Consider the following 15,545-nt stretch of genomic DNA (forward strand, 5'->3'; position numbering starts at 1 on the left):
ATGTCACCGGGCACGACATGGTTGTGCCGTACACGGTCCGGCGGGACGAGCCCGGGGGCCGGTCGCGGAGAACGGGAACGATCCATGGGCGAGTTGATCCTGATACGGCACGGCGAGACGGCGTGGACCCTCACCGGGCAGCACACCAGCCACACCGACCTGCCGCTCACCGAGCACGGCGAGGCCCAGGCCCGCGCGGTGGCGCCGCTGCTCGCCGGGCACCGGATCGGGCTCACCCTGGTCAGCCCGACGGCCCGCGCCCGGCGCACCGCCGAACTCGCCGGACTCACCGCCCCGCGGGTGCGGCCCGATCTGAGCGAGTGGGACTACGGCGGGTACGAGGGCGTCACCACCCCCGAGATCCAGCGCGAGCGCCCCGACTGGAACCTGTGGACGGACGGGGTGGCCGCCGGGCCCGCCGCGCACCCCGGCGAGAGCGCCGAGCAGGTCGGCGAGCGGGCCGACCGGGTGCTCGCGGAGGCGCGGGCCGCGCTCGTCGAGTCCGGCAATTCCGGCACCGATGTCGCCCTCGTCGCCCACTCGCACTTCCTGCGTGTCCTGACGGCCCGCTATCTGGGGCTGCCCGCCTCGGCCGGGGCCCTGTTCCTGCTCGGCACCGGGGCCGTGTCACGGCTGGGTACGGAACACGGCCGACCCGTGATCACGGCGTGGAACACGACCCTTGCGCAGAGCGTGCCCGTGCCCGTGGGATGAGGCGGCCACCGCCCGCCCCCAGGGCGAGTTCCGCGAGCGCCTCGGGGGCGCCGCGCTGACCCCGTATCCCGGGAAAGGCGTTGACGTCCACGATGAGCGGGCCGCCGTCCGCGTCGATGAGGTCCACCCCGTACACGTCCAGGGCGAAGACCTCCCCCACCCGGAGCGCCAGCTCGGCCCGGCCGGGCGGCAGGTCGTCGAGCGCGAGCGAGTGGGTGGGGCCGCGGCCGCCGGGCGCGAGCTCGGAGCGGCGCAGGGCGGCGAAGACCCGGTCGCCGATCACCCACAGCTTCTGGTCCCAGCCGCTGTTGGCGGTGAACTCCTGCACCACCACCGGCTCCCGCGCCCACTCCTCGGCCAATGCCCGCAGCCCCGCCGCGTCGTCGGCGCGGGCGACCAGGTCGTGGCGGCGGCTGTGGCGGCTCTTCACCACCAGCGGATACATGAGGTCCGGGTCGTCCGGCAGCGGGGCGAGCGCGGCGAAGGTGCGGGTGGCCGCGAACGGCAGGCCGGCCGCGCCGGCCAGCTCCGCCATCGCCGTGCGGTCCTGGCAGAGGGCGGTCGCGGACGCGGAGTTCAGCACCGCCGCGCCCCGCAGCTCCAGCTCCCGGGCGAGCGCGAGGGCGCGCGGGGTACGGGACTTGAGCAGGTAGACGTCCGCGACGCGGGCCGGGGGCGCCGAAGCCGGGTCCACCGGCTCCACCACGTGCTCGCGGGCGAGCAGCGCCGTGGTGGCGGCGAGCAGCGGATGGCCGGGCTCCGGGGTGATCAGCCCGATCCTCATACCGCCGCCCCCGGCTGCTGTTCCGGGACGAGCGCGGCCGGGAACACGTCCGGCCCGCTCCCCCGGCCCGTGCGGGCCAGTTCCAGCACCGCGCGTGCCACCCGGGCCGCGGCCTGGGGGACCTGACGGAAGCTCGGGAAGTCGTTCACGTCGACCACCACCGGCCCGTCGGGGCCGAGCAGCACGTCCACGCCGTACAGGTCCAGGCCGTAGACCGCGCCGACCTGCGCGACGGTCGCGGCCACCTCGGCGGGCAGCGCCACCTGCCGCTCGCGCACGGCGTGGTCGGGGTGGAGCGGGGAGCACCGCTCGGTGGCGTACAGCTCGCCGCCCACGCAGTACACCTTGAGGTCCACACCCGAGTTGGGCACGTACGGCTGGGCCACCAGCATGCCCTGACCGGCCAGTTGCCCCGTCATCGCGGCGAGCCGGTCCGGCGAGGGCACCAGGCACACTCCGCGTCCGGCGCTGCCGTCGGCGGGCTTGACCACCAGCGGGAACTCCGACTCGGGTATCTCCGCGAGCAGCTCGGGGACGGCCGCCGCGTACGTCGTAGGCATCGGCAGACCCCGGCTGCGGCCGATGGCCGCCGCGAGCGCCTTGTCCCGTACGCCCCGTATCGCCCGGGCGTCGTTGATGGTGGTCAGACCGACCGCGGCGGCGGCCTCCAGGAGCATGAGGCCCGGGCCGCCGGACACCGTCTTGAGCACCCACGCGTCATGGCTGCCCGCGTTGACCGCCTCGGACATCCGCAGCAGGGAACCGCCGGGGCGCAACACGTCCACCCGATGACCCCAGGCGACGAGTTGGCTGATCACCTCCACCGGCATGCCGTCGTGGCGGTAGTGCTCCTCCACCAGAAAGCAGAGCCTCATCGACCTTCCCCTGTAACCCCCCGGACGTCCGCCGATCTGTCCGGCGAGCTGTGACGACACAGGATGTCATGAACAGCCGGGAACCTCGCTCTCCGCCCCACAACGGGCTTCGGCGCAGGTCAGCGCGGTCGCCGGGGAAAGGGGACTTGCCCCTCACACTAATGTGAGGGTTCGATCATGGCCGTATGCCGACCGCACGACTGGCGCGCACCGCCGCGCCGACCGCCACCGCACCCGCCGCACTGCCGCTGGGCGGCCTGCTCACGCTGGCCGCGACGGCCTTCACCGCCGCGCTGACCGAGCTCCTGCCCGCCGGGCTCCTCCCGGACATGGGCGGCGGACTCGGTGTGTCGCAGGGCCGGGTGGGATTCCTGGTGACGCTGTACGCGGCGGCCTCTTTCCTCTCCGCGATACCGCTCACCGCGCTGCTGCGCGGGCTGCCCCGGCGTACGGTCCTCATCGGCGCGCTCACCGGCCTCGCGCTCGCCGACGCCGTCACCGCGCTCTCCTCCTCCTACGTCCTGACGTGTGCGGCCCGGCTGCTCGCCGGGGCGATGGGCGGCACCCTCTGGGCGATGCTCGCGGGCTACGGGGCCCGGATGGTGCCCGCCGAACGCCGGGGCCGCGCCATCGCGATCGTGCTCGCGGGCATCACCGTCGCGCTCTCGCTCGGTGTGCCGCTGGGCACCGCGCTCGCGGGCACGGTGGGCTGGCGCGCGGGTTTCGCGGCGCTCGCCCTCCTCGCCGCGCTCCTGATCCTGAGCGCGCTGCGGTACGTGCCCGACTTCCCCGGCGAGCCGAGCGCCGGGCGGACCCCGTTGCGGCGCATCGCGGCCCTGCCGGGCCTGCGGAGCATCCTGTCCGTCACCCTGCTGCTGCTCCTCGGCCACCAGGCGATGTACACCTTCCTGGTGCCGTTCGCCGAGCACGCCGGGTTCGGGCGCGCGGGCCTGGTCCTCTTCGTCTTCGGGGCCGCGACCGTCGGCGGCATCTGGCTCGCGGGCGTGCTCGCGGACCGCAGACTACGGGCCGCGCTCCTGTGCGCCCTGGCTCTGATCGCCCTCGTGATGGCGGCGCTTGGCGCCCTGGGGCGGGTGCCCGCCGTCCTGGTGGTCGCGGTCGCGCTGTGGGGCGCGGCCTTCGGCGGGGCGCCGACGCTGATCCAGACGGCCCTGGTCGACGTCTCGGGCCCGGAGCACGCGGACGTGGCCACCTCGCTCCAGGCGACCGTCTACAACGTGGGGATCGCCGCCGGATCGCTCACCGGGGGCGTGGTTCTGGAGAACGCGGGCGCCGGGGCGCTGCCCTGGACGGCCCTGCCGCTCGTCATCGGTGCCGTACTGATGGTTTGGACCGCACGCACCTGTGGTTTCCCTGTTCGGCGGCGGGTGCGCTGATCGCCCAAGGTCGGCCGCAGGCATATGCCAGAAGCACCACCGTATCGAGTGTTGCCAAATCCCTTACGGGGCATCGCTCCCTGTGCAACAGTCGTTACCGGTCCATCCTTCCGACTTGCAGTGCCGCGCCTGTATCGGAGTACGTCATGCCGTCCCATCTGTTCGCGGACCGTCCCAGCCCGCAACCGCCGGAGCGGGAGACGGTCGACGCGCTGATCACACAGACCCGTCGGCTGCGCGGCGGAGTGGACGCCGTACGGCGCGACGCGCTCGTGGACGACGACGACGCGCACGGCCGCTGGCAGCGCGCCCTGTGCGATCTGGCGGTCCATCACCTCGACGACCTCGGCACGCACTTGGACCAGCTCAAGGAGGGCCTGCCCGAGCCCGTCGCGGAGGAGCCCGGCGAAGAGGAGGCACCGGCGGGGTACGAGCCCGACCCGATGCCCGGGTCGCTGCTCAGCCGGGTCGGCAGCGCCGAGTGGAACCTGCTCACGGACGCGGTGGACTGGTCCGACGAGCTCTTCCAGATATTCGGACGGGCGCCCGAGAGCGGAGCGATGTCGCTCGACGAACTGCCGTCGATGGTGTTCGCCGACGACCAGGCCCTGCTCACGGCCATGGTGACGGACTGTCTGGTCGACGGGAAGCCGATCGACGGCGAGTTCCGGATCGTCCGGACCGACGGGCGCGTGCGGACGCTGCACATGATGGGCGAGCCGGTGCTCGACGCCGACGGCTGCACCGCGTCGATGTGGGCCGTGCTGCGCGACGTCAGCGAGCTGCGCCGCAGCCAGCGCGCCGTGCGGGAGTCGCGCGACTCGCTGCGGCGCGAGCGGCACATCGCCCAGACCGAACACCGGCTCGCGGTCGAGCTCCAGGAGGCCGTGCTGCCGCCGTGGCGCGGCTCGCTGCGACTGCCCCAGGGCAACCCGGCGGCGCTCGACGTGGCGGCGCACTATCTGCCGTCGGGCACCAGCGCGCTCATCGGCGGCGACTGGTACGACGCGCTCGAACTGCCCGACGGCAGGTCTTTACTGACCGTCGGGGACCTCACCGGCCACGGCGTCACCGCCACCGGTGCCATGGCCATGCTGCTCGGCGCGCTGCGCGGCATGGCCGTCGCCGGCATCCGCCCCGGCGACCTGATGGGCCACCTCAACCAGCTGCTCGACCACTCGGTCCAGCCCGCGCTCGGCAGCGCGGTCTGCTGCCAGTACGACCCGGCCACCCGCGTCCTCTCCTGGGCGCAAGCGGGACACCCCGCCCCGCTGCTGTTCCGCGGCGGGACGGGGTGCGCCCTGACGCCGCCGGACGGGGTGCTGCTCGGAGCGACGTCAGGAGCCGGGTACGGACAGGCCGAGGTACAGCTGAGGCCCGGCGATCTGCTGGTCCTGCACACCGACGGGCTGACCCGGCGGGGCACCTCGGACGAGCCGGGGTGCCGCAGGCTGCTCGGGCTCGCCGCCCGCCTCGAAACGGTCCGTACGGCGCAGGACGGCGTACGGACGGTGGTCGAGGAGTTCGGCGAGACGAACCGCGAGGACGACGCGTGCGTGCTGGTCGCCCGGATCGGTTCGTGATGGCTGACGGGTGTGTTGGCGGTGATGGGGTGGATTGGCTGCGGATCGTGCGTGGCTGAGCGCACCCACGCGGCGGAACCGCGAGTGTTGCCGTCCCGCGCCCCTTGAGGGAGTGCGGTTGTCGGCATGCGCCCTTGGTGGGTGGCGAGTTGACGGGTTGCGTGCTCCCTAGAGATCCATGCTCCGGCCCCGCCTCGTCGGTGCCTTCGGCAGGGCCAGCTGGATTTCCTCGCGCAGGTCCTGGATCTTCTGGTACCCGGCGTACTGCCCGGTCAGCCGGTACATCTCGCGCAGCCGGTCCCAGGTGCGGTGGGAGGAGGTCTCCCCCATCGACACCAGGGCCAACCGGGCGTAGCGGTCCGCCTGTTCGGGGTCGTCGGCGATGAAGCAGGCCGAGGCGAGCGAGATGTAGTCGAAGATCTTCGAGCGCTGGCGCCCGTTGACCCGGAGTTCGAGCGCCTGTTTCGCATGGCGGGCCGCGGTGTTCGCGACACTCGGGTCGTGCTCGGCGAGCGTACGGAACGCCAGGGCCTGCATACCGTGCATGTCCGCCTCGTCGAACATCTGCATCCAGCTCGGCGGGGGCACGTCGCCCCGGTCCGAGACGAAGAGCTCCTCGGCCTCGCCGAGGGTGCGCCGCATCGCCTGGCCCTGCCCCATCGACGCCTGCGCCCAGGCCTCGATGGTGTGCAGCATGGCCCGGGTCCGCGGCAGGGTCTCGTCGCCGGAACCGGACTTGGCGAGCTTCATGAGGTCGAGCGCGTCGTCGGGACGGCCCAGATGGACCATCTGCCGGGCTGCGCGGGACAGTGCTTCGCCGGCGCGCGGGCGGTCGCCGCCCTCGCGGGCCGCGTGCGCGGCGATGACGAAGTACTTCTGGGCGGTCGGTTCGAGGCCGATGTCGTGGGACATCCAGCCGGCCAGGACGGCCAGGTTGGCGGCGACGCCCCACAGGCGCCGCTGGAGATGGTCGGGGTGACGGTAGGCGAGCATGCCGCCCACCTCGTTGAGCTGGCCCACCACGGCCTTGCGCTGAAGTCCGCCGCCCCGGGACGCGTCCCAGGCGCGGAAGACCTCGACGGAGCGCTCCAGTGCCCCGATCTCCTGCGACCCGATGGGGGCGGCCTCGTAGCGGTCGTACCCGGCGGGGTCGGCGTGGAGGGGATCGTCGAGGTGGGGGGCGTCGGCCGAGAGTACGGGGTCGGTGTGCAGCCAGTCGTGCATGGCGCTGCTGAGTGCGGAGCCTGCGGCGAGCGCGGCGCCCGCGCCCACCAGACCGCGTCGGTTGAGCATGAGGTCCATTCCCGTGAATTCGGTGAGGACCGCCGCCGTCCGTTCAGGCGCCCACGGTAGGCCGTCGGGGTTCTGCTTGGGTCCGACGTCCCGCCGCTTCCCGGCGCGCCCTTGCCGGTCGAAACCGAGGTCCTCGATGGTCACGACACGGCCGAGCCGCTCGGTGAACAGAGCCGCCAGCACCCTCGGCACCGGATCGCGCGGGGACTCCCCCATGTCGATCCAACGCCGCACCCGCGAGGTGTCGGTGGCCAGCTGGGGGTGGCCCATCGCGGCCGCCTGCCGGTTCACCAGCCTCGCGAGTTCGCCCTTGGACCAGCCGGCCAGGCCGAAGAGGTCGTTCAGGCGGGTGTTGGGTTGTCCGTTCACTTCAAGCCCCCAGGTTCTCGGCTGAGTTGACAGTAACCCCCAGTCAGATGCGGTGGGACTATTCGCCACGGTTCGCCAGGGTGCGCCAGATGGTGTGCCACCCGCGGCCGGGTGTCAGGTAAGAAGGCGCCACCCCGCCCCGGCAGGCGGACCCCATTCCCCAGGGTGGGATCAGGGCCACCGGGCCGGGCTGGCCGGCAACTCGTCGGCGCACGAAGGGATCTGTCTCGCCCATGTACACAGCATCGTCCTCCGTGTCAGCCCCGCCCCGACCGCACCGTCATCTGGTGACGGGCGGCGGACCGTACCTCGACCCCTCGCACGCCGCTCCGGCGGCGCTCGGCGCCGGCCGGGCCGCACGCCGGCCCGGCGCGGGCGTCCAACCGCTCAGCGGGAGGATCGACTTGTCCGGTCCGCAGGGCGCGCAGCTGCGGATGGCCATCGCCTCGGTGCACCGCATCTGTCCCGAGTTCAATCCGGTACAGGTGCTGCGGCGCAGCGGCCGGTCCGTCCTGCTCGTCGGATCGACCGGGCGCGCCACGGCGGTCGCCAAGTGCCTGCTGGACCACTCGCCCGTCTGGGCCGAGCGGTTCAGGCACGAAATAGCGGTCTACCGCGCGTTCGTCCGGCACCGCCCACCGGTGCGGGTGCCGCGGCTGATCGCCGCGGACCCCGACAACTGCACCCTGGTGATCGAGCGGATGCCCGGACGAGCGGCGGCGCTGTCCCGCCACCCGGTCGAGGCTCCGCCCCGCGCGGACGTCCGGGCGGCTCTCGGGGCGATCGGCCGGGTCAACGCCTGGCGGCCCCCGGCCGAGATGTTCACCCGGCCGCTGGAGTACGCGCCGCGGATCGCCCGCTACCACGAGCTCGGGCTCTTCACCGACCGGGATCTGAGCGACCTCCAGAAGCTGCTGCACGGTCTGGCCCACTCGGGCCGCCCGGTCGCGTGGCAGTTCTCGCACGGCGAGGCGCTGCTGACGAACATCCTGCTGTCGCCCGCGGGTCCGGTGCTCGTCGACTGGGAGCACGCCGGCTGGTACCTGCCGGGGTACGACCTGGCGACGCTGTGGGCGGTCCTCGGGGACGCCCCGGTGGCCCGGCGGCAGATCAGCCAGGCGGCCCAGGCGTCCGGCCCGGCCGCGCGGGACGCCTTCCTGGTGAACCTGATGCTCGTACTGACGCGGGAGATCCGGACGTACGAGACGGCCGTGCAGCGCACCATGCGCGAGTCGGCGCCCTCGGGCGCGGGCTCGCCGCAGCAGCCGGGTGTGCCGTCGGCCGGGGAGCAGCAGCGCCTGCTGCTGCGCAGGCTGCACGACGACTGCGCCCTGGCGCGTCGGGCCGTGCGTGCGGCGGTCGGGACCCGCTGACCGCCGTGTGAGGGGCCCGTTCCGGCCACCTGCTCCGCCGGGCGGGCCCCGTGGGAAAGGTGCGCGCCGCGCGCCCGGTGCCGACACACCGGACGCGCGGCGCGCCGCCGTGTGCGCTCAGCGCACCCGTACGACGTCGACGTCGGCGGCCCGCACCACGGCGATGCGGTGGCCGATCTGCACGGTGACGTACTTCGCCGTGCCGGGGAAGTACGTGTGGTCGTACGGGCGGGACGAGTCGATGGTCGGCGCGTAGAAGTAGCCGCTGGGCGCCTCGCCGCCGCCCGGGTAGGACTGGCCCGCCTTGATGGTGTACGCGAGCGGGGTGCCGACGCGGGGAGCGGTGAAGTCGGCCGGGTAGTCGGACTTCTCGGGGTAGGCGACGCCGTACACCGGCACCTCCGTCAGGCCCGCCCTCGGCTGTACGACGTAGCCGGCCGTCGGTGTGGTGGTGCGGGTGTGCTCGGGAGTCCGGAGCCAGGCCTTCTGGCCGTACCACCAGATCGCCGTCCAGCCCTCTCTGCGCTCGGCCACCACGGCCTGCTGGGTGGCGCTGATCTTGCTGCCCCAGTCGTTGGCGCAGTTGGTGCCGCTCTCCCCGGGGGCGTGCAGGCCGGGGTCGGCGAACAGCGGGGCCGTGGCGGAGGGTTCGGTGTGCAGGGGGACGGCGCTGCTGCCCTGGACGGGCAGGTCGGCGTTCTTCTCGCAGTCCCGGAACACCTGCTGGTTGGCGGAGAACTTGGGGCTGATGGTGACCAGTTGGCTGTTGGGCCGTGCGGTGGGGTGGGTGGGGGCGCCGAGCGCGGCCATGAACCGGTTCCAGTCCCAGTACGGGCCCGGGTCCCAGTGCATGTTCTTGGTGCCCCCGGCCGTGGTCGGCGGTACGTTCTCGTGGCCGATGATGTGCTGGCGGTCCAGGGGGATGTCGTACTTGGCCGCGAGATAGCGCACCAGGGCGGCCGTGGACCGGTACATCTGCGGCGTGTACCACTTGGCGCCCTCGACGGCGACGCCCTCCTGCTCGATGCCGATGGAGTGCGTGTTGATATACCAGTTCCCGGCCTGCCAGGCCACGTCCTTGGTCTTCACCATCTGCGCCACATGGCCGTCCGAGGAGCGCACGACGTAGTGGGCGGAGACGGCTCTCTTGGGATCCTGGAAGATTCTGATCGTGCCGTCGTAGTCCTCTTCGGTGTCATGGAGGACGATGTACTTGATCCGGTTGGTGGACGGCCGGTCGGCGATGTCGTAGTTCCCGTACGCCTGTTTGTTGGCCGGATCGCCGTTCTGCTGGTAGGCCGCCGGGATCCAGTCGCACTTCAGCACGCGCGGGCACTCGGCGGTGCGCTCCTGTGCGCCTGCCGGTGCCACGGGGGAGAGCAGGGCGAGGCCGAAGGCCCCGGTGGCGGTCAGCGCGAGTGCGAGCCTGGTCCTGTGATGGGGTGTCATGACAACCCTTCCTGCCGGGAGTTCACCTCGGGTGCGGGTGCGCGCACACTGTGTGACCCCGGGTGAGGGCGCGTCAAGAGCGCCGCCAGAAGGGTGAGTTGTATCAGTGGACCAGACCGGTGGCAGGCCGTCGACCTGCCGTCGGCGCCGTCAGCCCTGCTGGAAGAGCTCCGCGGGCAGCGGCTTCAGGAGTGCGTACAGGTCGTCGGTGATCGGCCGGTCCCAGCTGGCGATGGTGACCAGCACGTTGTCGCTGCGGTCGAACTGCACACAGGAGACGCGGCTCTCGGAGAGCTTGAGGCGCCGCACGATCAGCAGGTTGTCGCCCTGCATCACGGGGATGTCCTCGGAGTCGACGACCTCGACGGGCTCGTCGTTCTCCAGCGCGAGCAGGAGCTGGGCGACCTCGAACGGCACCTGGCCCTCGTCGAGCTCCCGGGCCGGGGAGCCCTCGGGCAGGTTGCCGATGACCATCGCGGGGCCGCGGCCGCCGAACAGGTCGTAGCGCAGGAAGACGCCCTGGCAGCTTCCGTCGGGCGCGGGCAGCAGCCCGGCACCCAGGTTTCCGGGCCAGTCGCCCGGGTCCATGGCCAGGACATCGAAGTCCGGGCCCGCGGGAGTGGCGGAGCTGCGGCGGCGGAGGAACGACATGCCGCCCATGGTACGTGGCCGGGGCACCGCGACGGGCCCCGGCCCACGACCGACGGTTCAGCGCGGCGGCAGCCCCGGGGCCGGGCGGTTCTCGGCGTGCCGCAGCAGCTCCGGCAGCCCGGCCAGATCGGTGCCGATCTTGCGGAAGACGCCCGAGAGCAGCAGTTCGACGGCCCGCTCCCGGATGCCCAGCTCCTCCGCGATGCGGGTGTTCTCCCAGCCCCGCGCCGCCCGGTCGGCCACCGTCTTCTCCTGTGCGGTGAGCGAGTCCGTGCCCACCGCACGCAGCCGCAGCGGGCGCAGCCCCGACGCGGCCAGCTCGTCGCGCGCCCGGGCCGCCAGCGCGTCGGCGCCGCACACCACCGCGCTCTCCATGCCCCGGATGAGCAGCTCCGAGGCGTCCTGGTGCAGCCCGGCCCGGCTGAGCGCCGTGCCGTGGTCGACCAGCGCGCAGGACAGCTCGTACGCGGAGGGCGAGCGCTCCAGGTGGTGCACCGCCTCCGCGAGGAGCTTGAGGCTCTTCGCGCCGGTGGCCACCTTGGCGGCGGAGTGCAGGGCCCGGCCGATGGCGCCCGCGGTGCCGAACCGGCGGGCCAGCTCGACGCCCTCGTCGGCCACCTTCTGGGCCTCCGCCGGATCCGCCTGGGCCAGCGCCTCGGCGAGCAGCGGCCGCCAGGGACACCACGCCGGGTTGCGCATGCCCCTGCGGTCCAGACGCCGGCCGACCGCGCGCAGCCGCTGCTCGGCGTCGCTGCGCAGACCGCGGGCGAGCAGCAGCTCGCTGTAGACGGTCTCGGAGTCGGGGTAGACGACGGCGTTGGGGACGACCTGGCCGTAGTTGTACCGGTCGGACAGGTCCTGTGCCTCGTCCACCCGGCCCCTGGCCAGCAGGATCTCGATCAGGATGCCGAGGGCGAACCACTGGGCCGGGATGCGCTGGCCGACCCGGTCGGCGATCCGCAGCCCGCCGTGGACCAGGTCCTCGGCCTCGGCGAGGCGGCCGCGGCAGAACCGGATGTACCCGAGCAGGGTGAGGCCGAACGAGAGGTGGGCGCCGCGCCAGCCGCGGTTCTCGCACTCCGCGATGCCCCTGCTGAACAGCTCGTCCGCGCGGCCCGGCTGGTCGCAGTACATGAAGGTGAGCGCGACCATGACGGGGACCTCGAAGCCCCAGTCCTCGTCGGTCCAGGAGAGCCCGTCGCCCAGTGCCTCCTCCGCGTAGGAGAGCGCGACGGCGGCGGGCTCGCCGCGGACCATGGCGTCCCAGGCGCGCAGCCCCAGGATGTAGCGCTCGGCCATACCCCGGGTGGTGAGGTGGTCGGCGAGGCGGGCCAGCCTGCGGGAGCGGGCTGCCGAGTCCTCCTCGTCGGCCCGGAACGCGTTCCACTTGAAGCCCTCGGCCTGCATGCGCAGCCGGGTGCGGGGGTTGGTGGAGGTGCGGCCCTCGACGGCGACCAGCTCGGCCGCCTCGCCCATCCGGTCGGTGTGCGCCAGCGCCTGGGCGAGCCGGTAGGTGATGGCCTCGCGCAGGGCGGGGGCGAGCTCCGGTTCCTCCAGGGCCGCCTGGAGGTGGTTGACCGTGGTGGCCGGTTCGTTCAGGAGCGCCGAGCAGCCGAGCTCGAACAGCACCTCGGCCCGCTCCTCCAGGGAGGGCGGTTCGCGCAGGGCGCGGGCCAGACAGCGCCGGGCGGCCTCGGGCGCACCGGCCCGCATGCACTCGCGCGCGGCGGCCCTGAGCTGCTGGACCGCCCAGCGGTCGTCCTCGGGATGCATCTCCAGGAGGTGGCGGGCGGCGACCGTGGGGCCGAGGCCCGCCTCGGTGACGCAGACCGCTGCCTGGCCGTGCATCGCCACCCGCATCGCGGGCGGAATGGCGCGGTAGACGGCCGTACCGACCAGCGGGTGGAAGAAGTCCAGCCGGTCGGAGTCGCCCGCGCGGTCGGCCAGGATGCGGGCCTCGCGCAGCCGCTGGATCGCGTCGACGGACTCCTCGGCGCCCAGTCCGCCCACGCTGCTCGCCATGTGCGGGTCGACCGCGGTGCCCAGGATGGCGACGGCCCAGGCCAGCCTGACCGGCGAGGGGCCGAGCCGCTCCAGGCGCTCGACGAGTCCGCTGCCGCGCGCCAGGGAGGCGAGCTCCCGCAGCTCGGCGGCGTTGGCGTAGTGGGGCTTGATGTTCCGCTCGCGGATCTTGGCGATCAGTTCGACCGCCTCGAACGGGTTGCCGCCCGTCAGCGCCCAGCACTCGCGGGAGAACAGGTCGTCGGCGCCGTTCTGCAGCACCTCGTGGACGAGCCTGCCCACGCCGTGCGGGGAGAGCGGTGCCAGCGTGACCGGCCGCGAGCCGTGCCGCTCGGCGAGCCTGCGGAACTCGCTGGCCTGCGCGGGCAGTTCCTCCGGCCGGTAGGCCACCACGATCAGGATCGGCAGCTCGGCGGCGCGCAGCGCGAACGAGCTCAGCCAGGTGAGGGATTCGTCGTCCGCCCAGTGCGCGTCGTCGACGATGAGCACGACCGGCGTGTGCTCGACCGAGAACCGGGTCACCAGCCAGTCGAGGCCGTCGCGCACGCCCTGCGGGTCCGGCGAGCCGCCCGGCAGGGCGACCAGGCCGACCGCGGGAGCCACGATGTCGTACCAGGTTCCGAGTATCCGCCGGTGTTCGCTCTCGCCGGCCGAGGCCAGCACGGGCTGCACCAGTTGGCGCACCACGTGGAAGGCCACGCGCTGCTCCTGCTCGCCGCCGCGGGCCGTCAGCAGGGTGCAGCCGCGGGCGACGGCCTCCCTGCGGACCTCGGCGAGCAGACTCGTCTTGCCGAGCCCGGCCGCTCCCGAGACGGCGAGCAGCCCGCCGCTCGACGCGCCCGTGTTCCCCTCGGCGCCCGCGCCGCACAGGTCGTCCAACATGCCTTCGAGGAGCAGGAGTTCATTCTCCCGCTCGAACAGCCGCCTGCGCGCACCACTGGTCCGCCGGCCTTTCATGTCCGCCACAACCGTCCCCTTTTGACAGTAGGGCCGAGCCTACGCTTTCGGACACGCACCGTGACACCGATGTGACCGTCTTGCAAACCCGGCTTGACTAACTCGTATGGATCTGCTGGGGGGTTGACGTCTATTCAGGGGGCGCAAAGCACCGGCCCACACGCCGCTTGTGCGGTTCCGGCCACGGGCGCACTATGAGCTTTCCGGACAGCAGCTCCGCCCAAGGCTGCTCACCCTTCGGCGCAGAGGAGGCGGAGCGATGTCATCCCCGGCAGGCTCACCGCCGACGCACGACCGCACAGGGCTCGTCGACATCCCGTTCCGCGCCCGCTGCCATCCGCGCCACGCCGTCGCACGTCAGCACACCCTCGACTGGCTTCACCGGTTCGGGATGCTGTCGGGCCAGTGCGCCACGGACGAGTACGACGCGATGGGGCTCGAACGTCTGATGGCGTACTTCTATCCGGACGCCACGGACTCGGACCTCGCGCTGGCGACCGACCTCAACGCCTGGTTCTTCGTGTTCGACGACCAGTTCGACGGCCCGATCGGCCGGCAGCCGGACGCGGTGGCCCGGCAGATCGACATCATGCTGCGCACGATGAGCGACCGCGGCCCGGCGCCGGGCGATCCGACCAACCATCTCGCGGGCACGCTCGCGGAGTTGTGGAAGCGGCTGTGCGACGGCACCCCGCGGCTGTGGCAGGAGCGCTTCCGGGAGCACTGGCGGGAGTATCTGACGGCCTATCACTGGGAGGCCATCAACCGCACCCGCACCGGGCCGCCGTCGCTGCCCGGGTTCCTGCGCGGCCGCCGCGACTCCATCGGCGTACAGCCCTGTCTGGATCTCGTCGAGCGGTGCGGCCGGTACACGCTCCCCGACGAGCTGCACCGCGGCAGCCCGCTGGCCGAGATGCGCTGGATCACCGCCGATGTGGTGATCTTCGTCAACGACATCGTGTCGGTGGACAAGGAGCTGGCCGCCGGGGACGTCAACAACAGCGTGATCATCCTGCACAAGGGGTCCGGCCTCTCGGTGGACCGGGCCGCCCGTGAGGTGGCCCGGCTGGCCAACTCCCGTGTGGAGCGCTTCCAGACGCTCGCGGTGGAGCTGACCGAGGCGCTCGCGTGCGCCGGGGTCTCGGGCCAGCTGCGTGCCCAGGTCGACGACTATGTGGCGGGCATGCGGGCGCTGATGAGCGGCAATCTGGCGTGGTCGCGCACGACGGCCCGGTACAGCAGGACGGGCGTCGAGGCCGCGGGCCGGGGTCAGCGGCCCTGGGCGCACCTCTTCGACGAGGCGGACGCGCTGGAGGCCTGACGCCGCCGCGGCGGCCGGCCCCACGGCTCGGCGTGGAGTCCTACGGCTCGGCGTGGAGCCGATGGCGCCGCTGGTGGCGGGCGACCCGGGCGCGGTTGCCGCAGGAGGGCCTGCACCACTCCTGGCGCGGGTGCTCCTTGAGGAAGTACCGCACGCACCGGGGCGCGTGGCAGGCCCGCAGCTTCTCCCGGTCGGGCCCGGCCAGGAAGTCGACGGCGGCGCGGGCGAGCGCGGCGCAGAGCGCCGTGACGGCGTCGGGGGCGCCGGTGCCGCGGTGGACGGCGTACGGGTCGCGGCCCTCGGGCCATTCCAGGCGGGGCGCGGTGGGGACCGCGCCCGCCGCCGAGTTGAGCACTTCCAGGGCCATCCCGGCGGGGAGCAGCCGCTGGGCGTCGGCGGGGCTCGGCGGGTCGGGCCGTACCGCGCGGGCGAAGAGGGCGCGCACGGCGGCCCGCAGGGCGCGCACCGCCGCGAGGGCCTCCTCGTCGGCGGTGAAGGCGTCCGCCGCGGAGCCGTCCGTACCTGCCTCCGCGCACATGTCCGCGTCCGGTTCCAGCGCCGCCGCGTGCTCGCGCACCCACGCGGTCAGCCCCTCCGGCCCGCTCAGGTCGTCGGCGACCCCGCCGTGGCCGTCGTGCCGGACGGTGAGGGCGAGCGCGAGGACGAGGGAGTGGTCGGCCATGCGGCTAATGGTAACCACGGCGGCAAACGTTAGACGGGGGCGGCATCCGGGCGCGGCTGGTCTTCGCGCTCCGGC

12 protein-coding genes are annotated in these 15,545 nt (G+C 73.1%); 5 read left to right on the top strand and 7 right to left on the bottom strand.

Going from position 1 to position 15,545, the window contains the following annotated elements; all coding sequences use genetic code 11:
• Window positions 1-84: 84 nt before the first annotated feature.
• Window positions 85-714, top strand: coding sequence for a histidine phosphatase family protein (locus BX283_RS07160; RefSeq protein WP_101386806.1), 630 nt, complete (start codon window positions 85-87; stop codon window positions 712-714).
• On the opposite strand, the gene BX283_RS07165 is transcribed toward BX283_RS07160, so the two are convergent.
• Together BX283_RS07165 and BX283_RS07170 are read right to left on the bottom strand one after the other, a co-directional pair.
• Window positions 662-1,498: a RimK family alpha-L-glutamate ligase gene (locus BX283_RS07165; RefSeq protein WP_101386807.1), complete on the bottom strand. Its 837-nt coding sequence runs from the start codon at window positions 1,496-1,498 to the stop codon at window positions 662-664. The genes BX283_RS07160 and BX283_RS07165 overlap by 53 nt on opposite strands.
• Window positions 1,495-2,373, bottom strand: coding sequence for a RimK family alpha-L-glutamate ligase (locus BX283_RS07170; protein ID WP_101386808.1), 879 nt, complete (start codon window positions 2,371-2,373; stop codon window positions 1,495-1,497). Before BX283_RS07170 ends, BX283_RS07165 begins: the two co-directional genes overlap by 4 nt.
• A 185-nt stretch (window positions 2,374-2,558) precedes the next feature.
• Between BX283_RS07170 and BX283_RS07175 the strand changes: the two genes are divergently transcribed.
• Together BX283_RS07175 and BX283_RS07180 are read left to right on the top strand one after the other, a co-directional pair.
• Window positions 2,559-3,770, top strand: a complete 1,212-nt coding sequence (locus tag BX283_RS07175) for an MFS transporter (protein ID WP_101386809.1) — start codon at window positions 2,559-2,561, stop codon at window positions 3,768-3,770.
• 146 nt (window positions 3,771-3,916) lie between these two features.
• Entirely contained in the window at window positions 3,917-5,353 is a 1,437-nt protein-coding gene (locus BX283_RS07180; protein WP_101386810.1) for a PP2C family protein-serine/threonine phosphatase, read from the top strand.
• A 168-nt stretch (window positions 5,354-5,521) separates the two neighbouring features.
• Here the strand turns inward: BX283_RS07180 and BX283_RS07185 are convergent, their stop codons facing one another.
• Window positions 5,522-7,015 carry a hypothetical protein gene (locus BX283_RS07185; RefSeq protein WP_101386811.1) on the bottom strand — a complete coding sequence of 498 codons (1,494 nt, stop codon included), beginning with the start codon at window positions 7,013-7,015 and terminating at the stop codon, window positions 5,522-5,524.
• Between the two features lie 233 nt (window positions 7,016-7,248).
• On the opposite strand from BX283_RS07185, the gene BX283_RS07190 reads away from it, so the two are divergent.
• A complete protein-coding gene (locus tag BX283_RS07190) occupies window positions 7,249-8,388 on the top strand; it encodes an aminoglycoside phosphotransferase family protein (protein WP_101386812.1) in 1,140 nt (379 codons plus the stop codon).
• A gap of 117 nt (window positions 8,389-8,505) precedes the next feature.
• Here the strand turns inward: BX283_RS07190 and BX283_RS07195 are convergent, their stop codons facing one another.
• From BX283_RS07195 to BX283_RS07205, 3 genes are all read right to left on the bottom strand, one after another.
• Window positions 8,506-9,837 (bottom strand): N-acetylmuramoyl-L-alanine amidase, encoded by a 1,332-nt coding sequence (locus BX283_RS07195; RefSeq protein WP_101386813.1) that lies wholly within the window; start codon window positions 9,835-9,837, stop codon window positions 8,506-8,508.
• Window positions 9,838-9,987: 150 nt separating this feature from the next.
• The gene (locus tag BX283_RS07200) at window positions 9,988-10,488 is read right to left on the bottom strand and encodes a hypothetical protein (protein ID WP_101392197.1); all 501 of its coding nucleotides are present in this window, start codon (window positions 10,486-10,488) and stop codon (window positions 9,988-9,990) included.
• Between the two features lie 57 nt (window positions 10,489-10,545).
• Entirely contained in the window at window positions 10,546-13,467 is a 2,922-nt protein-coding gene (locus BX283_RS07205) for an AAA family ATPase (RefSeq protein WP_101392198.1), read from the bottom strand.
• Between the two features lie 259 nt (window positions 13,468-13,726).
• Between BX283_RS07205 and BX283_RS07210 the strand changes: the two genes are divergently transcribed.
• Window positions 13,727-14,788, top strand: a complete 1,062-nt coding sequence (locus tag BX283_RS07210) for an isoafricanol synthase (protein WP_101386814.1) — start codon at window positions 13,727-13,729, stop codon at window positions 14,786-14,788.
• Between the two features lie 40 nt (window positions 14,789-14,828).
• On the opposite strand, the gene BX283_RS07215 is transcribed toward BX283_RS07210, so the two are convergent.
• Window positions 14,829-15,470: an ABATE domain-containing protein gene (locus BX283_RS07215; protein ID WP_101386815.1), complete on the bottom strand. Its 642-nt coding sequence runs from the start codon at window positions 15,468-15,470 to the stop codon at window positions 14,829-14,831.
• Window positions 15,471-15,545: the final 75 nt, after the last annotated feature.

It is taken from the genome of Streptomyces sp. TLI_146 (assembly GCF_002846415.1).
Classification (GTDB): Bacteria; Actinomycetota; Actinomycetes; order Streptomycetales; family Streptomycetaceae; genus Streptomyces.